The sequence below is a fragment of the Rhodococcoides kyotonense genome, from assembly GCF_001645385.1.
GTDB lineage: Bacteria > Actinomycetota > Actinomycetes > Mycobacteriales > Mycobacteriaceae > Rhodococcoides > Rhodococcoides kyotonensis_B.
On sequence record NZ_LVHI01000009.1, the window covers coordinates 1 to 19298 of the forward strand.

A 19298-nucleotide genomic window follows, 5' to 3' on the forward strand; every position below is an offset into this window, starting at 1 on the left:
CGATCACCTCGGCGGCCTCTTTCACCGTCGAGCCCCAACCCAACAGAACCCAGAACAGCATCCGCACCTCATGGGTGTACACCGGACGTCCCATCGCAACCATCCCTCAATGATCAGGCACGTTGCGATGACTGCTTGAGACCGCCGTACAGCGGGCTATACATTCGCGCGCACGTGCGGCGAAGCCGCTTATCACCATCTGCGGGTGATGACCCGACCCCCGCTACCAGGCACTCTGGGAAGCGACACTCGAAGTGCGGATCCGAGAAGGAGCGGCACCATGGCGCAGCAGGCCGACGCCTATCCAGGAGGGGTCCGTTACGAATTCGTCGTCGAAGGTTCGTTGTCCGAACGCGCGATGGCCGCGTTCCCGGACCTGGCCGTCTCCTCGATTCCGCAGCCCTACACCCGCCTGTTCGGTCCGTTGGACGACGAGACCGCCCTCCGCGGAATGTTGGCTCGATTCGACGCTCTCGGCCTCACGCTCGTCGAGCTCAGGCGGCTTCCGGACTGATCTGCGAGCCAACCCGACCGTCGAAGGCTTGTGTCCGGTAGTACACTCGCACTCATGCAGCGCGCGCTTCTTCTTGATCGCCGCGACGGGGTCTGATCCAGACTGGCTTCCCGTCGCGGGGTTTCATCGCGCCGGTCGATCATCAAATCAGCTTTGAACCTCGGAGATGAGACCATGTCACCAGCTGACGCATTCACGTCCGGATCGCGCACCATCACCCCGCCGTCGCGCCCCGCGCCCAGCGACCAGCCTGTGTGGAACACACAGAAGAACTCGTCGATGCCGACGTACCGTTACCGCCCGTTCGCGGAAGAGGTAGAGCCCGTCACGCTCCCCGACCGCACGTGGCCCGACAAGGTCACCGACCGTGCACCCCAGTGGTGCGCCGTCGACCTGCGTGACGGCAATCAGGCGCTGATCGACCCGATGAGCCCGGCGCGCAAGCGTCGCATGTTCGATCTGCTCGTCCGCATGGGCTACAAGCAGATCGAGGTCGGATTTCCGTCCGCCAGCCAGACCGACTTCGATTTCGTTCGCGAGATCATCGAAGACGGGGCCATTCCCGACGACGTGACCATCCAGGTCCTGACGCAGTGTCGCCCCGAGCTGATCGAGCGCACCTACCTGGCCTGTGAGGGCGCACGCAACGTCATCGTGCACTTCTACAACTCGACGTCGATCCTGCAGCGTCGCGTCGTGTTCAAGGCCGACCGCGACGTCATCAAGAAGATCGCGACCGACGGCGCACGCAAGTGCCTCGAGGTCGCCGCGAACTACCCCGACACCGATTGGCGCTACGAGTACTCGCCCGAGTCGTACACCGGCACCGAGCTCGCGTACGCCAAGGAGGTGTGCGACGCCGTCGTCGACATCATCGATCCGACGCCCGAGAAGCCGATCATCCTCAACCTGCCCGCCACGGTCGAGATGGCGACGCCGAACGTCTACGCGGACTCCATCGAGTGGATGAGCCGCAATCTGAACCGTCGCGACAGCATCATTCTGTCGCTGCACCCGCACAACGACCGCGGAACCGGTGTCGCCGCAGCCGAACTCGGCTACCAGGCAGGCGCCGACCGTATCGAGGGATGCCTGTTCGGCAACGGTGAGCGCACCGGCAACGTATGCCTGGTGACTCTGGGCCTGAACATGTTCACGCGCGGTATCGACCCGCAGATCGACTTCTCCAACATCGACGAGATCCGCCGCACCGTCGAATACTGCAACCAGCTGCCAGTGCACGAGCGGCACCCCTACGGCGGCGACCTGGTCTACACCGCGTTCTCCGGCAGCCACCAGGACGCCGTCAACAAGGGCCTCGACGCAATGAAAGTTGCTGCGGACGAGCAGGATTCGGACGTCGACGACATTCTGTGGCAGGTTCCGTACCTGCCGATCGACCCGAAGGACGTCGGACGCACGTACGAAGCCGTCATCCGCGTCAACTCGCAGTCGGGCAAGGGCGGCGTCGCCTACATCATGAAGTCCGATCACGGTCTCGCGCTGCCGCGTCGACTGCAGATCGAGTTCTCGCAGGCCGTTCAGCGCATCACCGACGGTGAGGGCGGCGAGGTGTCGCCGAAGGAGATGTGGGACGTCTTCGCCGACGAGTACCTGAGCCCGATCCGACCGCTCGAGCGCATCAAGCAGAAGGTCATCGCCGCCGAAACCGACGGTGGCACCGACCAGATCGTCGCGACGGTGAAGATCGACGGCGTCGAACAGGACATCAACGGCCACGGCAACGGACCGCTCGCTGCCTTCGTCGACGCCCTCTCCACCGTCGGCTACGACATCGGCGTCCTCGACTACTCCGAGCACGCCATGTCGGCGGGCGACGACGCCCAGGCCGCCGCGTACGTCGAAGCCTCGGTCACCGGACCCGACGGCGATGCCGTCACCGTCTGGGGCGTCGGCATCGCGACCTCCATCACGACGGCGTCCCTACGCGCAGTCGTCTCGGCGGTCAACCGCGCGCTGAAGTAAGCACCACCGGAAGGGCCCTGTATCCGCCGAAATCGGCTGATACAGGGCCCTTCCGATTCCACCGCCCCCGGGGTGCTCTAGGTGCCGAGTAGCGAGGCTTTCGCCTTCGCGAATTCGGCGTCGTCGAGAATTCCTTGGTCGCGCAGGTCCGCGAGTTTCTGGATCTTGCCGACGAGGTCGTCTCCCGTATCGGGTGAGGGAGCCTGTCTGGGCGGCTGCTGCGGCTGCTCGCGCTCCTGCCTGCGGCGGTTCATCATGTTGTTGGTCGCGTTGGCGGTTCCCGCGACCACCGCCGTGCGCGCCACCGTTCCGAGGAGTCCCGGCCTGCCCACGCGGCCGCGTCCGAACACCATCGTCTGCCTCCTACACCAGTGCTGCCGCGAGCGCGACTTCGACTGTTTCCCTGGGGATCTGGACGTGAAGCGCCACATCTCCTCCGGCTTCGCGCGACGCATGCGACAGCGTGCGCGCCCATGTCTGCTCGTAGACGAGTATCGCCGCCGACGTGCCCGGCTCGAGCGTGTCCCGCACGACGTCGAGGTCCTCGTCGCTGATGAGAGCTTTCGCTTCGAGCGAGAGAATTTCGAGTCCGACGTCGTCGAGAGCCTCGTCGACATCGACCTGCCGCAGTGATCCGTCGAGACTGCGGCCGATGAACACGAGATCGAGCAGCGTGATCACACGCTGCTCGACGACCTGCGCCAGCGCGGCGACGACGGCGGGGTCGGCTCGATCGCCGGGAAACGTCACCACGAGAACGCCCACCGGACCCACGTCGAACATCGTCTCGTTCATCGTCACGATGCTTCTCCGCGCCCTGCGCCTGCGCATCATCCGGCGCGGGTGAATTCACCTGTTTCGGATGATGATCAAGTTGCGCGTCCGAGCCACGATGAGCTGTCTGGATTCACTATCAGCGGAATGGAGCAGCAAGCCGTGGACTCGTTCTGGGATTTTCTCTGGTTGGTAATCGTGAGTTTCGCGTTCGTGGCCTACCTGATGGTGCTGTTCTCGATCATCGGGGACCTGTTCCGCGACCACAAGACGTCGGGATGGGTCAAGGCGATCTGGATCTTCTTCCTCATCGTTGCGCCCTTCTTGACCGCGCTGATCTACATCATCGTCAAGGGCGGCGACATGACGAAACGGCAGGTGGCCGCCGTCCAGCACGCGAAAGACGAGCAGGACCAATACATCAAGCAGGTGGCAGGCCGTACGTCCGCCGAGGAGATCGCGCACGCGAAGACACTCCTCGACAACGGCACCATCTCGCAGGAGGAGTTCTCACAGCTGAAGGAGAAAGCTCTTCGCTGACGCTCAGAGCATGTGCACGAAAATACATGGACGGCTACGGATTTCCGTGCACACGCGCAGCCTCCGCCTCGAACGCCTCCACCACCGCCCTCACGGCCGGCAGCTCGCGAGCACGGGGTCGCGTCGCGAGTTCGTAGATCCTGCCTGCTCGCACTCCTGACAGTGGAATACGCACGAGCGCAGGATGTACGACGGCATATCGCGGCAGTAGAGCGACCCCGTGGCCTCGCGCCACCAATTCCTCGGTGACCCGGAAGTCGTTGATACGCTGGACCACACGAGGCTGCACCCCGGTTGCCGCGGCGACGGACAGCAACACGTCGTCGACCGGGAAACCGCCACGGACGCTGATCCAGTGCTCGTCGGCGAGTTCGCGCAGATCGACCGACTGCCTCGACGCCAACGAATGACTCGGCGGGAGCACGAGGTCGATCGGCTCACGCATCAGGGATTCCACTTCGATGCGCGCGGCAGCGGTTGCCGGTGCTCGATCGTCGCGATGGGTGAGTACGACGTCGTAGTCGGCAAGCAGCGCCGGCACCGACGAGGCGGGTAGGTCCTCGTCACGCGCAACCACTCGTGTCCCGCTGTCTCGCAGGCGGTCCAGAACCCCCGGCAGCAACAGAGCGGCACCGGACGGAAACAGCGCGACGCGCACGCGCCCTTTCGGTGACGCACTGTACGACTCCATTTCGGCCGTCGCTCGACGCAAGGCCCCGAGGACCTCGTCGGCCCGAAGGACGAGGGCATGGCCGGCGTCGGTGAGGCGGAGTCTGCGCCCGTCGGGTTCCAGCAACGCGACCCCTGCCTCCTTCGAGAGCAGTTTGAGTTGCTGGGACACGGCCGACGGCGTCAAAGACAATGCGACTGCGACGGCACCGACGGTTCCGCGGTCGGCAAGTTCGCGCAGTATTCGCAGGCGCTCGACGTTCATGTAGCGAATCTTAAGTGTCGGTGTCGCAACATTCGATTGTGCTGACACGTGGGTAGACCTGACGATGAACGAGTGAACACCCGCGACCGCTGCCTCGGTATCCTTGTCGCCGTCCTGTGGGGCCTGAATTTCCTGGCCATACGCGTCGGGCTCGATCAGTTCCCTCCATTCTTCTTCAACGCTCTGCGATTCCTCGTCATCGCAGTACCGGTGCTGCTCTTCGTTCGTCCGCCGAAGGTCCCGATCAAGTGGCTGCTGCTCTACGGCGTGGGCTTCGGGGTTCTTCAGTTCGCGTTCCTGTTCAGCGCGATGAACGCGGGGATGCCGACCGGGCTCGCGTCGCTGGTCCTGCAGTCGTCGGCGCCGTTCACGGTCGTCCTCGGCGCCCTTCTCCTGCGCGAACGCATCACCAGGCGCCAGATTCTCGGCATCTCCGTCGCGATAGCGGGGATGGCGCTCATCGGCTACGACCGCGCCCAGGCCGCGACACTGCTTCCCGTCCTGCTGACGCTGCTCGCCGGCCTCAGCTGGGCCTTCGGCAACCTCGGTAACAAGCTGGCTGCCTCGACCTGGTCGGGTCACTCCACCCCCGGGCAAGCGATGCGGCTCATGCTGTGGATGTGCGTTGTACCGCCCGTCCCGATGCTGGCGTTGTCGGCGATCACCGAGGGGCCCACGACGGGCTGGGTCGCGCTTGCGGACGCGTTCAGCCCCGAGGCATGGCAGGCCCTGGCCGGGGTCGGCTACATCGCCGTGTTCGGAACGCTGGCAGGTTCGGGACTGTGGACAATCCTGATCAGCCGCTATCAGGCGGGCGTCGTCGCACCGTTTTCGCTGTTGGTGCCCGTCGTCGGGATCGCGGGTGCCTGGCTGTTCCTGAGCGAGGAACCGAGCCCGTTGTCGTTGATCGGCGGCGCTGTCGTGATCGCCGGATGTCTGGGGGGAGTGCAGAAGGCGACACGGCCGGAGGCTCTTCCGACCAGACGCGCGACGGCCTCCACCTGACTGCGATCGTTTATCCCACCGGCGTGATCTTCCCCTCGTCATCGGCCTGATTCCCCGGCCGAGCCACCTTCCGACGAGAGCTGCCGGACAGGTCTGTGCCAGACTCGGCGCATGGTTCGAACGGGTGAGCGCAAGGCCGCGATAGGCGCGCGCGGCCGGCTGGCTTTGAAGGCCGCGGAGGCCGCCACATGGGCGTCGCGCAAGGCAGGCCGCGGCAAGGGGTCGATGATCGGCGGGCTGGTTGCCCTGAAGATCGATCCCGACATTCTGACGGGGCTCGGCTCCGGCCGTCGCACAGTGGTCGTCACCGGCACGAACGGCAAATCGACGACGACGCGTATGACCGCAGCCGCGCTCTCGACGCTCGGTGAGGTCGCAACGCAGGCCGACGGCGCCAACATGGACGCCGGGATCGTCGCGGCGCTGCACGCGCACATCGACGCGCCGCTCGCGGCTCTCGAGGTCGACGAGCTCCACGTTCCGCACGTGTGCGACGCCGTCTCCCCCGCTGCCGTCGTGCTGCTGAACCTCAGCCGCGACCAGCTCGACCGCGTCGGCGAGATCAACATGATCGAGCGGAAGCTTCGGGCAGGGCTCGCCCGTCATCCGGAGTCCGTCGTGATCGCCAACTGCGACGACGTCCTGGTGACGTCCGCGGCATTCGACGCTCCCAACGTGGTGTGGGTGGCCGCGGGCGGCGGCTGGGCAGGCGACTCGGTCAGTTGCCCGCGCACCGGCGAGCCGATCATCTGGGACGGCGAGCACTGGTACTCGACAGGAAGCGATTTCGCCAGGCCGACTCCCGACTGGTGGCTCGACGACGACAATCTCTACGGGCCCGACGGCCTGAAGATTCCGATGTCGTTGGCACTACCCGGAAAAGCCAACCGCGGCAACGCAGCTCAGGCCGTCGCCGCAGCCGTCACGCTGGGAGCGACTCCGGAGGATGCCGTTCGCGCGGCGTCCACGGTGAACGAAGTTGCCGGACGCTATTCGACGGTGCAGTACGGATCTCATTCCGTCCGAATGCTTCTCGCGAAGAACCCCGCTGGCTGGCAGGAAGCGCTGTCGATGATCGATCCGACGGTCGACGGCCTCGTCATCGCCGTCAACGGGCAGGTACCCGACGGCGAGGACCTGTCGTGGCTGTGGGACGTTCGCTTCGAACATTTCGAGAACGTCGCGGTTGTCGCATCCGGTGAACGGGCCACCGATCTCGGTGTCCGACTGTTGTACGCCGGATCCAAGCACACGACCATCGCAGATCCGTTGAAGGCCATCGCATCCTGTCCGCCCGGGCGCGTCGAGGTGCTCGCCAATTACACCGCGTTCCGTGATCTCGGGCGCGCACTCGCACGCGAGGTGAACGATGTCTGAGTCCGCCGTCCGCATCGGACTCGTACTGCCCGACGTCATGGGCACCTACGGCGACAACGGAAACGCGCTCGTGCTGAAACAACGTTTGCGCATGCGCGACATCGACGCCGAGGTCGTGCACATCACGCTGAACGATCCCGTGCCGGAATCGCTCGACCTGTACACCCTCGGCGGAGCCGAAGATTCGGCGCAACGGCTCGCGACCCGACATCTGACGAAGTACCCCGGACTGCAGAACGCAGCGGCTCGCGGCGTTCCGGTACTGGCGATCTGCGCGGCCATCCAGGTCCTGGGTCACTGGTACGAGACGTCCGCAGGCGAACGCGTCGACGGCATCTCGCTGTTCGACGTGACGACGTCGCCGCAGGACGTACGTTCCATCGGTGAGGTCATCTCCGAGCCGACTCTCGACGGCCTCACCGACAAGCTGACCGGATTCGAGAACCACCGCGGCGGAACGACTCTGGGTCCCGACGCCGGTGCGCTGGCCAAGGTCGTGAGCGGAATCGGCAACGGCGTCGGCGACGGGCGTGAAGGCGTCGTACAGGGGTCGGTGATCGGCACGTACATGCACGGTCCGTTGCTCGCCCGGAATCCGCAGCTGGCGGACTACTTGCTGGAGAAGGCGACGGGGTCGACCTTGGCTCCCCTGGAGCTGGAGGAAGTCACGCAGCTTCGGAGAGAGCGGCTTCGCCGCACGTGAGCGCGAATGTATAGCCCTCTATACATTCGCACTCACGACGCGCACCGCTCACAGGGAAACGACGTGTCGTCCCATCCCTCCCTGACCAGCACCGCCCGCACCTCGGAGTACACCCCGCACGGATCCTTCGTCACCTCGTCCCACCCGTAGACGAGACGAGGTAGGCCTCCGAGTTCTGCGGCATTGTCGCGCCGTCGATCCCGGAAGCGACGCTGTTTCGCCGAATGGAATGCCTGACCGTCCAGCCGGACGATGAGTCCCACTTCCTCGTACAGGACGTCCTCGAAAAGCGTCCGCCCGTCGACGTGATGTGGCGCCTGGCGCGCGCTCGAAGGCAACCCATGCGCCTGTTCGACATCGAGGACGTATCGGTGTTCCAACGCCGAATGCACCCCATTCCGGAGAAGGTCCAGGGTGTCCGCGATCGTCGCGGCGTAGCGTCTCGGCCGTCGATGCTCGATCTTGCGTCGCATGGCGTCGACGGAGATTGCCCCCGCCGACATCGTGGACACCAGCCGAATCGACGCGGCTCGCGACGTAGGTTCTGCGACAGCCAGATCCAGCGCAGTATCCACCTTGCTGGTCCGACGGGGATCGACGTCCACGCCGATGTGCTTCAGTGCTCGCGACCGATGTACGACGACGCCCGGGTGGATCATCGAATTGGACGCCGACGTCGGTCGTGCTGTCGACTGCCTCATCGTCGGAGGTTGACTGACCGCCGACGCTCCGTATCGGACGGTGACGTGAACGGGACCGTCTGCTGGTCTTTGCAATCGCCACTCTTCGGCTGCCGTCTCGTGGCTGAGCAAGGCACTCGGCCCTGCATACAGAAGTGCCGCCGACAACTTCATATCCCGGGTGAGCGGTCCGTTCGTCAGCGAGATGACGCCGCGGAAGATTCGCAGCCACTGTCCGGATTCGACTGCGTGCCTTATGGACTCGGGTCGACATCCCAGATCGTACAGCTGACGTGCTGTCAGCAGCCCGTGCTGCGAATCCAGAAGTTGCTGCCGACTCGCGGTGGTTGCGATTTTCATGCGGCACAGAATGCACGACGCCGTCCTCTCGGACGGTCGAAAAACCGGGGTTATCCACAGCCTGTGGACAACCCACCCGTGCGTGCGAATGTATAGCCCGCTATACATTCGCGCGCACGGGCGGCGAAGCCGCCTACAACGCTCGACGACCCGTCAAAGCGCGCCCCAAGGTGAGCTCGTCCGCGAACTCCAGATCCCCACCCATCGGCAGCCCGGAGGCCAGCCGGGTGATCGCAAGTCCCGGGAAGTCCCGCATCATGCGCACCAGGTACGTCGCCGTCGCCTCACCCTCGGTGTTCGGGTCGGTGGCGATGATGACTTCGGCGACGTCGACGCCGTCGTCCTGATTCCCGACGCGCATCAACAACTCTCGAATGCGCAACTGGTCCGGTCCGACGCCGTTCAACGGGTCGAGTGCGCCGCCGAGGACGTGGTATCGACCCTTGAACTCGCGTGTACGTTCCACTGCCTGAACGTCTTTCGGTTCCTCGACGACGCAGATGATGCTGCGGTCACGTCGCGGATCGGCACAGATGCGGCACAGCTCCTTGTCGGACACCGTGCCGCAGACCGTGCAGAACTGGACGCCGTCACGCACACGTTGCAGGGCCTTGATGAGCCGCTCCACCTCGGGCGGCTCGACGCCCAACAAGTGAAAGGCTATGCGCTGCGCGCTTTTCGGGCCGACGCCCGGCATCTTGCCGAGCTCGTCGATCAGATCCTGAACAGGACCTTCGTACACGTGTCCGTCCTCAGAAGCCGGGAAGGCCGAGCGAACCGCCGCCGAGACCACCCGCGAGAGGGCCGAGCTTCTCCGCCGCAACCGACTGCGCAGCGTTCGACGCGTCGGCCACGGCTCCGATGATCAGATCCTGCAACGTTTCGACGTCGTCGGGATCGACGACCTTCGGATCGATCGTGAGCCCGACGAGTTCGCCGGTGCCCTTCACGGTCGCCCGCACGAGACCCCCGCCGGCCTGTCCGGACACCTCCGCCTGTGAGATCTCCGCCTGCGCGGCCATCAACTGCTGCTGCATCTGCTGCGCCTGCTGCATGATCGACGCGATGTCTGGCTGCTCACCGGGTTGCACTGAAGAATCCTCTCGTCGCACTGTCGCGTTCAGCCTAGTAGGGATCCGGTCCAGCACACCCGCTGCCGCCCCTAGCCGCGGCGACCACGCCTGTCGTCCGACCAGTATCCGAAGATCCTCGTATCGTCCGCGGACAGCCCCGCGTCCTGGCAGACCGCCCGAATGGCGTCCATCCGTGAACGCTCACCGGCCGCCCAGACGGTGGTGGTCGAGTCCATGTCGGAGCGCCTGGCTGCGGTCACCAGCGGGTCGAACCCCATACCGACGTGGAAGCTGACGACGCCGACGCCGTCGACGACGGGTAGTTCCGCGACTGCGGCGGGGTCGGGCGTGTCCAACCACACCGTTCCGGTGGCCGACGCGGGCCACTGTTGCAGTATCGCGCGCACTGCCGGCACGGACGCCTCGTCGGCGAACAGCAGGACGCGTCGACCACTCTCGAAGTTCGGAAGACCTCTGCCTCTGGGCCCGCCGATGGGCGTCGAGGAACCGACCTCGATCGATCCGAGCCAGCGCTGCATGATCGTGTTCTCGAGGCTGGGGCTGAATTCGATGTCCAGGATGCCGCGGTCGGCGTCGAATTGCCGCACCGTGATGTCGAGGGACGGAACGCCGGGGAACTGCAGCCACTCCGTGATGCTGAGCGCGTCCCAGTCGGCGGCATGACGAGTCGGCGTCACCATCGACGTCATGCGCAGCACCCCTGGCCGCGGCCGACTGACAGCAAGCGTCCGCAGAGCCGGCTCGTAGAAGCCTGGTCCCGATTCTGGAACCGTCATGACCCACCTCCCGGAAGTCATCACTACTTGAGTAAGGCTAAACTTCGGCGACGCCCTCGCACCAGCCGGGTTACTCGTATGCTTTGTGTATGCAGGCCGAGATCCGACCCGCCGCCGGACGCCGACGCCGGGTGACCCCGGAGACGATCACGGCGGCAGGCATCGAACTGACGCTGCCGAAGGTGACCGTCAAGACGCTCGCCGAGAAGCTCGGGGTCAGCATCGTCGCGATCTACAACAACATCGACGGCATCGACGCCGTGAAGGATCTCGTCGCGGAAGAGATCCTGCGGCGGTGGGATTTTCCCGCACCCGCGGACGGCGAATCGCTGCACGACGCTCTGATGCGCCTCGCCATCGATCTACGTCGGCTCGTTCACGGGCATCCCGGTATCGCGCACTACCTGGTGAACATCGGCGCCGGGTCGCACCATGCACTCGCGAAGATCGACGCGGTGCAGCAGCGGTACGCGACCCAGTACGACCTGAGCCCCACGCAGGCGGTGTGGGCGGTCGCGACGGTGGCGGAACACGCCATCGCGCTGGCCGAACTCGTCCACACCCCGGACAGGCGGCAGAACCAGCCTGCGATGGTGGCCAGAGACGACCTGAGCGTGATTCCGCTGGGCGTGGATGCGGAGAGTCGAAGTCTGGACTCGGACTTCGAATGGTCGATGCGGGCCGCCGTCGTCGGCGCAGTCGCTGTGATCGGCGACCCGCGGTTCGACGAGCGTTAGCGGGTTTCCTTCTCCAGGTTGGCCAGCGTCTGCGCCTGGATCTTCTTCAGCCCGAGGGGCGCGAACGTCTTCTCGAAGAAGCCGCCGATGCCGCCTGCGCCCTTCCATTCGGTCGTCGTCGTGACCTCGCTACCCGATCCCGACGGCGCAACGGTCCAAGTGGTCACCATCGACGAGTTCGCGTCGCGCTCGGTGATGGTCGAACCGTCGACGCTGACCGTGGCCTTGACGTTCCGCGAACGCTTCGACGTGGCCTGCAGGGTCCACTGAGCAACCGTGCCTGCGCCCTGACCGCCCTCGAGGACGGTGTAGTCGAGGTACTGCTCGGGCAGAATACGAGGTCGAACCGTCTCGTAGTCGGTGAGCGCTGCCAACACCTGATCGGGCGACTGAGCGAGGGTGATGGAACTGCTGGCGCTTACCTGTGCCACGGGCGAATCTCCTTGTGCGTACCGAGCGAACATGTCCGTTTTCCATCCTGCCTTCAGGAGGGGTCGCTCGGCTACGAACGGATACGGCGATGTGAGATGGTTCACGGCACACTTTCTCAGCGCGACAAAAAAGATGTAGAACGCAACCATTTGTCGCTTTTGCACCGTTATCCAGCGCGAACGGAGCAACATTTCAGTGAAATTTGCCCGCGCGCGCAGCAATCGCGGTGGCTCCGAGCGACCCGTGGCGATAGCGTCTTCCTGTGGCTTCAGCGAGAGGGTTCATGAGACGAAGGCCCGAACCGAGGGAAACCGGTTTCGCGGCACATCGGGCGGGGGTCGAGCAGCTACTCGGAAGCTACCGCGCCATTCCTTCCCATGCGACGGTTCGGCTGGCGAAGAAGACGTCGAACCTCTTCCGTACGCGGGCCGTCGCGAACGCGCCCGGCCTCGACGTGTCCGGCCTTTCGCGCGTCATCTCGGTCAACCCTCAGGACAACACCGCAGATGTCGCGGGCATGTGCACCTACGAGGACCTCGTCGACGCGACGCTTCCCTACGGCCTGGCTCCTCTCGTCGTCCCCCAGCTCAAGACGATCACCCTGGGCGGTGCGGTCACCGGCCTCGGCATCGAGAGCACGTCGTTTCGCAGCGGCCTGCCCCACGAATCCGTCCTCGAGATGGACATCCTGACCGGCAGCGGCGAGATCCTCACTGCAACACCAGAAGGCGAGAACTCCGAGCTGTACTGGGGCTTTCCCAACTCGTACGGCACGCTCGGCTATGCCACCAGACTGAAGATTCGCCTCGAACCCGTCCTGCCGTACGTCGCGCTGAGGCACGTGCGTTTCGACGACCTCGAGACGATGCAGGCCACGATGGACCGCATCGCCACCGAGCGTGAGTACGACGGCATCGCAGTCCACTATCTCGACGGCGTCGTCTTCTCCGCGACCGAGAGCTACCTGACGCTCGGCGTGCAGACTGCCGAACCCGGCCCGGTCAGCGATTACCACGCCGGCTCGAAGATCTACTACCGCTCGATTCAACACACGGGCAGCACGCCCAAGTCCGATCGACTCACCATCCACGACTACCTGTGGCGGTGGGACACCGACTGGTTCTGGTGCTCGCGTGCGTTCGGAACGCAGAATCCGAGGATTCGACGTTTCTGGCCGACGAAGTACCGCCGTTCCAGCTTCTACTGGAAGCTCATCGGACTCGACCAGAAGTACGACATCGCCGACCGCCTCGAGGCACGCAAGGGCAACCCACCGCGCGAACGCGTCGTACAGGACATCGAAGTGCCGATCGAGAACACCGCCGCGTTCGTGCACTGGTTCCTGGACGAAATCCCGATCGAGCCGTTGTGGTTGTGCCCGTTACGACTTCGCGAACCCGCCGCACCCGGCGCCGACGCAGCCCGGCCGTGGCCCCTGTACCCCCTCGAACCGAAGCGGACCTACGTCAACGTCGGCTTCTGGTCCTCGGTTCCGATCGTCCCAGGCGAGCCCGAAGGTGCGGCGAACCGCGCGATCGAGAAGAAGGTGACCGAGTTCGGCGGGCACAAATCTCTCTACTCGGAGGCGTTCTACACCGAGGACGAGTTCGCCGCGCTCTACGGCGGCGCGAAATTCAAGGAACTCAAGAAGCGTTACGACCCCACATCACGTCTGTTGGACATGTATTCGAAGGCGGTGCAAAGAAAATGACGACATTCAAAGAGCCCGGTACCCGCGACGCAGCGAGAGCGCACAAGCTCACCATTTCCGAAATTCTCGAACTTCTTTCCGACGGCAACATCCCTCTCCGGTTCACCGCATACGACGGCAGCGCCGCGGGCCCGGAGGATGCTGCGCTCGGCCTCGACCTGAAGAGCCCGCGAGGAACGACGTATCTCGCGACAGCCCCTGGCGATCTCGGTATGGCTCGCGCCTACGTCTCGGGCGACCTGGAGGCGATCGGCGTACATCCGGGCGACCCGTACGACCTCCTGCGCATGATGGGCGACGAACTGCATTTTCGACGCCCGAGCGCACTGACCCTCGCGTCGATCACTCGCTCTCTCGGCTGGGACCTGTTGCGTCCCATCGCACCTCCCCCGCAGGAAGTCGTACCGCGGTGGCGTCGGATCGCAGAAGGGTTGCGTCACTCCAAGACTCGTGACGCCGATTCCATCTCGCATCACTACGACGTGTCGAACACCTTCTACGAGTACGTGCTCGGGCCCTCCATGACGTACACGTGCGCGGCGTACACCTCCTCCGGCGACAGCCTCGAACAGGCGCAGGAGAACAAGTACCGCCTCGTGTTCGACAAGCTCGGACTGAAGGAGGGCGATCGTCTGCTCGACATCGGTTGCGGCTGGGGCGGAATGGTGCGCTACGCCGCCCGCCGTGGCGTCAAGACGATCGGTGCGACCCTGTCGAAGGAACAGGCCGCGTGGGCGCAGAAGGCGATCGCCGACGAGGGTCTGTCCGACCTCGCCGAGGTGCGCTTCTCCGACTACCGCGACATCCCCGAGACCGAGTTCGACGCGGTGTCGTCGATCGGGCTGACCGAGCACATCGGAGTGCACAACTACCCGTCGTACTTCGAGTCGATCAAGTCCAAGCTTCGCGTCGGTGGCCGGGTGCTCAACCACTGCATCACGCGACCGGACAACCGAAGCCACGCTCGCGCAGGCGCTTTCATCGATCGCTACGTCTTCCCGGACGGCGAGCTCACCGGCTCGGGCCGCATCATCACCGAGATGCAGGACGTCGGCCTCGAGGTGCGGCACGAGGAGAACCTACGTGAGCACTACGCGCTGACGCTGAAGGCGTGGTGCCAGAACCTCGTCGACAACTGGGACGCCTGTGTCGCGGAAGCCGGCGTCGGAACGGCACGCGTGTGGGGCCTGTACATGGCCGGATCGCGACTTGGTTTCGAGCGCAACGTCGTTCAGCTGCACCAGGTTCTGGGCGTCAAGCTCGGCCCGAAGGGCGAGGCGGATGTCCCGCTGCGCCCGTGGTGGGAGGGGTAGGCGACTTCGTCGCACGTGAGTGGGAATGTGTAGAGGGCTATACATTCCCACTCACGTGACCGTAGGGCTGTAATGCTTGGGGTCGTCGCGTTCCGACAGCGGCGGCAGATTGCGAGCAGGCGTTTCCGGCAACGGACTGTCCGACGCCACCCTCCCGGTCGCCCGGTCCCATCCGGCCCGGCCGCGCGGATGCATGCGGTAGCGACGCGGCACGAACGCGAACGCCGCGTTCACCGCCTTCCCGACGAGCCGGTGTATCCGCTCGTCACGCTGGTTCCAGCTGTAGCCCAACAGATCTCGCACCGGTTGGTCGTACATCCCGACGGTCAACCAGACGAATCCGCGGGCGATGGGAATGCGCAGCACCGACCACACCGGCCCCGGAATCCACGACGCGAACGGCGGGGGCCCGAGACGCGACAGATCCAGCACGTCACGCGTCGCCTTGTTGTCCTCGAGCACGTCGCAGCACATGTGCTTCCAGTAGACCTGGAAGTCCTCCCACGTCTCGGGCACCGGTCGCATGCTCATTCCGTAGAGGCGATACCACTGGATGTGTTCGGCGAACAGTTGCCGTTTCTGCTCGTCGGTGACGCCGCCCATGAAGTGATCCGCGGTGATGATCGTGCCCATGAAGAAGGTCGCGTGCGCCCAGTAGAAGGTGTCGGGGTCGAGCGCGTGGTAGCGCCTGCCTTGCGCGTCGACCCCCTTGATCTCGGCGTGGTAGCCGCGCACCTGAAGCGCCGTCCGTTCGGCGCGGTCGCCGTCGAACACCACGCCGCCGATCGGATAGAGCGAGCGGAACAGCCGCTCCCACCGCTCGTCGAAGAAGCTCGAGTGCTGCTCGACGCCCGCGCCCAGCCCGGGATGCATGTTCTGCATCGACCCGGCCCACACGCCTTGCAGCATGCCGCGCCAATCGCCGAAGTACCTCCACGTCAGCGAGTCGGGGCCGAGTGGCACCGGTCGCTCCTCACCGGACTGACTACGCATGTTGTCAGACTAGGATCTGACAACATGCGTAGTCAATGGTCGCGGCGATGAGCATCGACGATCGCCGCCGACAGAGATTCACGACGCTTCTCGACGTCGGAACGTCCCTGCTCGGCGCCCCGGAAGGCCCATCGGTCAGCGTGCGGGCGGTCTGTCGGGCCGCGAAGCTCACCGAGCGGTACTTCTACGAGAGCTTCACCGACCGCGACCAGTTCGTCCGCGCCGTCTACGCCCAGGTGGGCGAGCGGGCGCGCGCGGCGATCGAATCAGCCGTCGAACACGCGCAGGGCGACGCGCGAGCCGAAGCACCCGTCCGAGCCTTCGTCGAACTCGTGCTGGACGACCCGGCCGTCGGACGTGTCCTGCTCCTGGCCCCCCTTTCCGAGCCTGCGCTCGGCGGCAGCGGCGCCGCGCTCGTGCCGGGGTTCGTCGAGCTGGTACGCGCGCAACTCACCGATCGAGACGCCGACGACGCACAGCTCGTCGCGGTGGGCGTCGTCGGCGCCCTGACGGCGTTGTTCGCGGGCTATCTCGACGGGACCGTCACCGTGCCACGCGAGAAGTTCGTCGCCCACTGTGTGGAACTCGTGTCCGAAGCGGGCCGGAAAACCGGCTCCTTCATGCCATGATCGAGGCCCGCCGACACCCGAGGAGTCACTCACCATGTCCGATCTCGATGCGTCGTTCCAGCAGGCCCAGATCGACGTCAAGACGCTCACGACCAAGCCGAGCAACGACGACCTGCTGAATCTTTATTCGTTGTACAAACAAGGTTCGAACGGCGACGTCACGGGTAAGCGCCCGGGAAGACTGGACATGGTGAACCGCGCCAAGTACGACGCCTGGGCGAAGCTGGAGGGCACCGACCAGGAGTCGGCGAAGCAGTCCTACGTCGACCTGGTCGACCGCCTCCTCGGACGGTAGCTTCTCGGCGCGGATCCCGACTGCGAGAGGATCCACATGCGCGCCGGCAAACACGACGTACGCGACTACGACGAGGCCGATCTCGACATCGAGAAGCCCAAGACCCATGCCGCCGGAGCGACCGCGGTCGCTGTGTCGATGAAACGCGCGCTGGGCCATATGGGCCCGGTGCGCACCGCGAAGACCCTCCTCGACCTCAATCAGGCCGAGGGCTTCGACTGCATGAGCTGCGCATGGCCGGATCCCGACCCCGGCCATCGCCACGTCGCGGAGTTCTGCGAGAACGGCGCGAAGGCGGTCGCCGAGGAAGGGACGACGACACGCGCGACGCCGGATTTCTTCGCCGCGCACAGCATCGCCGATCTCGATTCGCGCACCGAACACTGGCTCGGCCAACAGGGTCGCATCACGCACCCGATGGTGAAGCTGCCCGGTGCGCGCTATTACGAACCGATCGAGTGGGACGACGCGTTCCGCCTCATCGGCGACCAGCTGATGTCTCTCGCCGATCCGACCGAAGCGATCTTCTACACGTCGGGGCGCGCGTCGAACGAGTCGGCGTTCGTGTACCAGCTGTTCGCCCGAGCCTTCGGCACGAACAATCTGCCCGACTGCTCCAACATGTGCCACGAGTCGACGTCCATCGCGTTGCAGGAGTCGATCGGCATCGGCAAGGCGAGCGTGACGCTCGAGGACGTCTACGCGGCCGAGCTGATCGTCATCGCCGGCCAGAACCCCGGCACCAATCACCCGCGTATGCTCTCGGCGCTCGAGAAGGCCAAGCAGAACGGCGCGAAGATTCTGTCGATCAATCCGCTTCGCGAGGCGGGACTCGTCAACTTCAAGAATCCGCAGACACCACGCGGCATGGTGGGGCCCGGCACCGACATCTCCGACATGCACCTGCCGATCAAGGTCAACGGTGACCTCGCGCTGTTCCAAGCATTCGGCTCGCTGCTCGTCGAATGGGACTGCATCGACCACGATTTCATCGATCGGCACACGAACGGCTACGAGGACTGGAAGGCGCACGTCACCGCCGTCGACTGGGACGTCGTCACGTCGTCGACCGGGTTGACGCGCGAGCAGATCACCGACGCCGCGAAGATGCTGCGTGACTCCAAGGCCACCGTGTTCTGCTGGGCCATGGGCCTGACACAGCACCGCAATGCGGTCGCGACGATCAAGGAAGTCACCAATCTTGCGTTCGCACAGGGCAATATCGGCAAGAAGGGGGCCGGTCTGTTTCCCGTGCGCGGCCATTCCAACGTGCAGGGTGACCGCACGATGGGCATCTGGGAGCGCGTCCCGCAGCACTTCCTGGACTCGATCCAGAAGGAGTTCGGCTTCGACCCGCCGCGCGAGCACGGACACGACACCGTCGACTCGATCCGTGCGATGCGCGACGGCAAGGCACAGTTCTTCCTCGGGCTCGGAGGTAACTTCGTGCAGGCGACGCCGGACACCGACGTCACCGCCCAGGCCATGCGCAATCTCGCGATGACCGTTCACATCTCGACCAAGATCAACCGGTCCCATCTCGTCACCGGCGACACCGCGCTGATCCTTCCGACCCTCGGCCGCACCGAGAAAGACGTACAAGCCACTGGGCCGCAATGGATTTCGGTGGAGGACTCGACCTGCTCGGTCCATTCGTCGCGCGGACCGCTGAAGCCCGCGAGCGAGCACCTGCGCTCCGAGGTCGCGATTCTCACCGGCATCGCCGAGGCCGCCATCGGTGATCGGTACGGCATCGACTGGAAAGGCATGCGCGACGACTACCGCCTCATCCGCGAGCACATCTCACGCGTCGTACCCGGGTGTGCGGGGTACGAAGTGAATGTTCGACGCCCGGGCGGTTTCATCCTTCCCCATCCCCCGCGCGATTCGCGGACGTTCGAAACTGATTCCGGCAAGGGAGAATTCGTCGCGTCGCCGATCGAAGTACTGCACGTACCCGACGGTCACCTGCTGCTGCAGACACTGCGCAGCCACGATCAGTTCAACACGACGATCTACGGGCTGAGCGACCGGTACCGCGGCATCGAGGGAGGCCGACGCGTCGTCTTCCTGCATCGCGACGACATCGCAGCACTCGGGTTCCAGGACGGCGACTTCGTCGATCTGGTCACGCGCTGGGAGGACGACGACATCGAGCGGTGCGCGTCGAACTTCCGGATCGTCGAGTACGACACCCCGCGCGGATGCGCGGCGGCGTACTACCCGGAGACCAATCCGCTCGTGCCACTGGACTCGACGGCGATGGAAAGCAACTGTCCGACGTCGAAGTCCGTCGTGATCCAGGTCGTTCGGGCGGGAACAGCGTGCGAGCCCGTCGGTCACGGCCACCAGGACGACACGGGGTCCGACTGGTCGCACAAGACGCACCCGCAGCCGCATCATCTGAGTTAGGCGCCGTGCGCGCGAATGTATACCCCTCTATAC

The 19298-nt window shown here is 65.0% G+C and carries 21 protein-coding genes; 12 read left to right on the plus strand and 9 right to left on the minus strand.

What is annotated here, in order from left to right; all coding sequences use genetic code 11:
* Window positions 1-280: 280 nt before the first annotated feature.
* Window positions 281-514 carry a hypothetical protein gene (locus A3K89_RS06565; RefSeq protein ID WP_068423492.1) on the plus strand — a complete coding sequence of 78 codons (234 nt, stop codon included), beginning with the start codon at window positions 281-283 and terminating at the stop codon, window positions 512-514.
* Between the two features lie 174 nt (window positions 515-688).
* Window positions 689-2500: a 2-isopropylmalate synthase gene (gene leuA / locus A3K89_RS06570; RefSeq protein WP_068423641.1), complete on the plus strand. Its 1812-nt coding sequence runs from the start codon at window positions 689-691 to the stop codon at window positions 2498-2500.
* 77 nt (window positions 2501-2577) lie between these two features.
* On the opposite strand, the gene A3K89_RS06575 is transcribed toward leuA, so the two are convergent.
* Together A3K89_RS06575 and A3K89_RS06580 are read right to left on the minus strand one after the other, a co-directional pair.
* Complete coding sequence (locus A3K89_RS06575; RefSeq protein ID WP_068423494.1) at window positions 2578-2853, minus strand: SHOCT domain-containing protein; 276 nt, start codon at window positions 2851-2853, stop codon at window positions 2578-2580.
* A 10-nt stretch (window positions 2854-2863) separates the two neighbouring features.
* The gene (locus A3K89_RS06580; RefSeq protein ID WP_068423642.1) at window positions 2864-3295 is read right to left on the minus strand and encodes a DUF6325 family protein; all 432 of its coding nucleotides are present in this window, start codon (window positions 3293-3295) and stop codon (window positions 2864-2866) included.
* 126 nt (window positions 3296-3421) lie between these two features.
* On the opposite strand from A3K89_RS06580, the gene A3K89_RS06585 reads away from it, so the two are divergent.
* The gene (locus A3K89_RS06585) at window positions 3422-3814 is read left to right on the plus strand and encodes an SHOCT domain-containing protein (protein WP_068423496.1); all 393 of its coding nucleotides are present in this window, start codon (window positions 3422-3424) and stop codon (window positions 3812-3814) included.
* Between the two features lie 34 nt (window positions 3815-3848).
* Here the strand turns inward: A3K89_RS06585 and A3K89_RS06590 are convergent, their stop codons facing one another.
* On the minus strand, window positions 3849-4748 hold the full coding sequence (locus A3K89_RS06590) for a LysR family transcriptional regulator (protein ID WP_068423498.1): 900 nt from the start codon (window positions 4746-4748) through the stop codon (window positions 3849-3851).
* Between the two features lie 72 nt (window positions 4749-4820).
* On the opposite strand from A3K89_RS06590, the gene A3K89_RS06595 reads away from it, so the two are divergent.
* From A3K89_RS06595 to A3K89_RS06605, 3 genes are all read left to right on the plus strand, one after another.
* Window positions 4821-5753 carry an EamA family transporter gene (locus A3K89_RS06595; RefSeq protein WP_068423499.1) on the plus strand — a complete coding sequence of 311 codons (933 nt, stop codon included), beginning with the start codon at window positions 4821-4823 and terminating at the stop codon, window positions 5751-5753.
* Between the two features lie 111 nt (window positions 5754-5864).
* Window positions 5865-7130 carry a Mur ligase family protein gene (locus A3K89_RS06600; RefSeq protein WP_068423500.1) on the plus strand — a complete coding sequence of 422 codons (1266 nt, stop codon included), beginning with the start codon at window positions 5865-5867 and terminating at the stop codon, window positions 7128-7130.
* A complete protein-coding gene (locus A3K89_RS06605; protein ID WP_068423501.1) occupies window positions 7123-7833 on the plus strand; it encodes a type 1 glutamine amidotransferase in 711 nt (236 codons plus the stop codon). Before A3K89_RS06600 ends, A3K89_RS06605 begins: the two co-directional genes overlap by 8 nt.
* Before the next feature lie 32 nt (window positions 7834-7865).
* Here A3K89_RS06605 and A3K89_RS06610 read toward each other — a convergent pair whose 3' ends face one another.
* The 4 genes from A3K89_RS06610 to A3K89_RS06625 all read right to left on the minus strand — a co-directional run bounded on the left by A3K89_RS06610 (window position 7866) and on the right by A3K89_RS06625 (window position 10743).
* Entirely contained in the window at window positions 7866-8873 is a 1008-nt protein-coding gene (locus A3K89_RS06610; protein ID WP_068423502.1) for a type IV toxin-antitoxin system AbiEi family antitoxin domain-containing protein, read from the minus strand.
* Window positions 8874-9006: 133 nt separating this feature from the next.
* Complete coding sequence (recR, locus tag A3K89_RS06615; protein WP_068423503.1) at window positions 9007-9615, minus strand: recombination mediator RecR; 609 nt, start codon at window positions 9613-9615, stop codon at window positions 9007-9009.
* A 10-nt stretch (window positions 9616-9625) separates the two neighbouring features.
* Window positions 9626-9964: a YbaB/EbfC family nucleoid-associated protein gene (locus A3K89_RS06620; RefSeq protein WP_068423505.1), complete on the minus strand. Its 339-nt coding sequence runs from the start codon at window positions 9962-9964 to the stop codon at window positions 9626-9628.
* Between the two features lie 71 nt (window positions 9965-10035).
* On the minus strand, window positions 10036-10743 hold the full coding sequence (locus tag A3K89_RS06625) for a siderophore-interacting protein (protein WP_068423644.1): 708 nt from the start codon (window positions 10741-10743) through the stop codon (window positions 10036-10038).
* Between the two features lie 89 nt (window positions 10744-10832).
* On the opposite strand from A3K89_RS06625, the gene A3K89_RS06630 reads away from it, so the two are divergent.
* Window positions 10833-11480: an HTH domain-containing protein gene (locus A3K89_RS06630; RefSeq protein ID WP_157105256.1), complete on the plus strand. Its 648-nt coding sequence runs from the start codon at window positions 10833-10835 to the stop codon at window positions 11478-11480.
* Here A3K89_RS06630 and A3K89_RS06635 read toward each other — a convergent pair.
* On the minus strand, window positions 11477-11911 hold the full coding sequence (locus A3K89_RS06635) for an SRPBCC family protein (protein ID WP_068423646.1): 435 nt from the start codon (window positions 11909-11911) through the stop codon (window positions 11477-11479). The two genes, A3K89_RS06630 and A3K89_RS06635, sit on opposite strands and share 4 nt — an antisense overlap.
* Window positions 11912-12195: 284 nt before the next feature.
* On the opposite strand from A3K89_RS06635, the gene A3K89_RS06640 reads away from it, so the two are divergent.
* Together A3K89_RS06640 and A3K89_RS06645 are read left to right on the plus strand one after the other, a co-directional pair.
* Window positions 12196-13623: an FAD-binding oxidoreductase gene (locus A3K89_RS06640; protein WP_068423508.1), complete on the plus strand. Its 1428-nt coding sequence runs from the start codon at window positions 12196-12198 to the stop codon at window positions 13621-13623.
* Complete coding sequence (locus A3K89_RS06645; RefSeq protein WP_068423510.1) at window positions 13620-14936, plus strand: class I SAM-dependent methyltransferase; 1317 nt, start codon at window positions 13620-13622, stop codon at window positions 14934-14936. Before A3K89_RS06640 ends, A3K89_RS06645 begins: the two co-directional genes overlap by 4 nt.
* 51 nt (window positions 14937-14987) lie before the next feature.
* On the opposite strand, the gene A3K89_RS06650 is transcribed toward A3K89_RS06645, so the two are convergent.
* A complete protein-coding gene (locus A3K89_RS06650) occupies window positions 14988-15929 on the minus strand; it encodes an oxygenase MpaB family protein (protein WP_068423512.1) in 942 nt (313 codons plus the stop codon).
* Between the two features lie 47 nt (window positions 15930-15976).
* Here A3K89_RS06650 and A3K89_RS06655 point away from each other — a divergent pair, with 47 nt between their 5' ends.
* Genes A3K89_RS06655 through A3K89_RS06665 form a run of 3 tightly spaced genes read left to right on the plus strand, consistent with a single transcriptional unit; the run spans window position 15977 to window position 19265 of the window.
* The gene (locus A3K89_RS06655; protein WP_068423653.1) at window positions 15977-16558 is read left to right on the plus strand and encodes a TetR/AcrR family transcriptional regulator; all 582 of its coding nucleotides are present in this window, start codon (window positions 15977-15979) and stop codon (window positions 16556-16558) included.
* A gap of 34 nt (window positions 16559-16592) precedes the next feature.
* Complete coding sequence (locus tag A3K89_RS06660; protein ID WP_068423517.1) at window positions 16593-16853, plus strand: acyl-CoA-binding protein; 261 nt, start codon at window positions 16593-16595, stop codon at window positions 16851-16853.
* A gap of 36 nt (window positions 16854-16889) precedes the next feature.
* On the plus strand, window positions 16890-19265 hold the full coding sequence (locus tag A3K89_RS06665) for an FdhF/YdeP family oxidoreductase (protein ID WP_068423519.1): 2376 nt from the start codon (window positions 16890-16892) through the stop codon (window positions 19263-19265).
* Window positions 19266-19298: the final 33 nt, after the last annotated feature.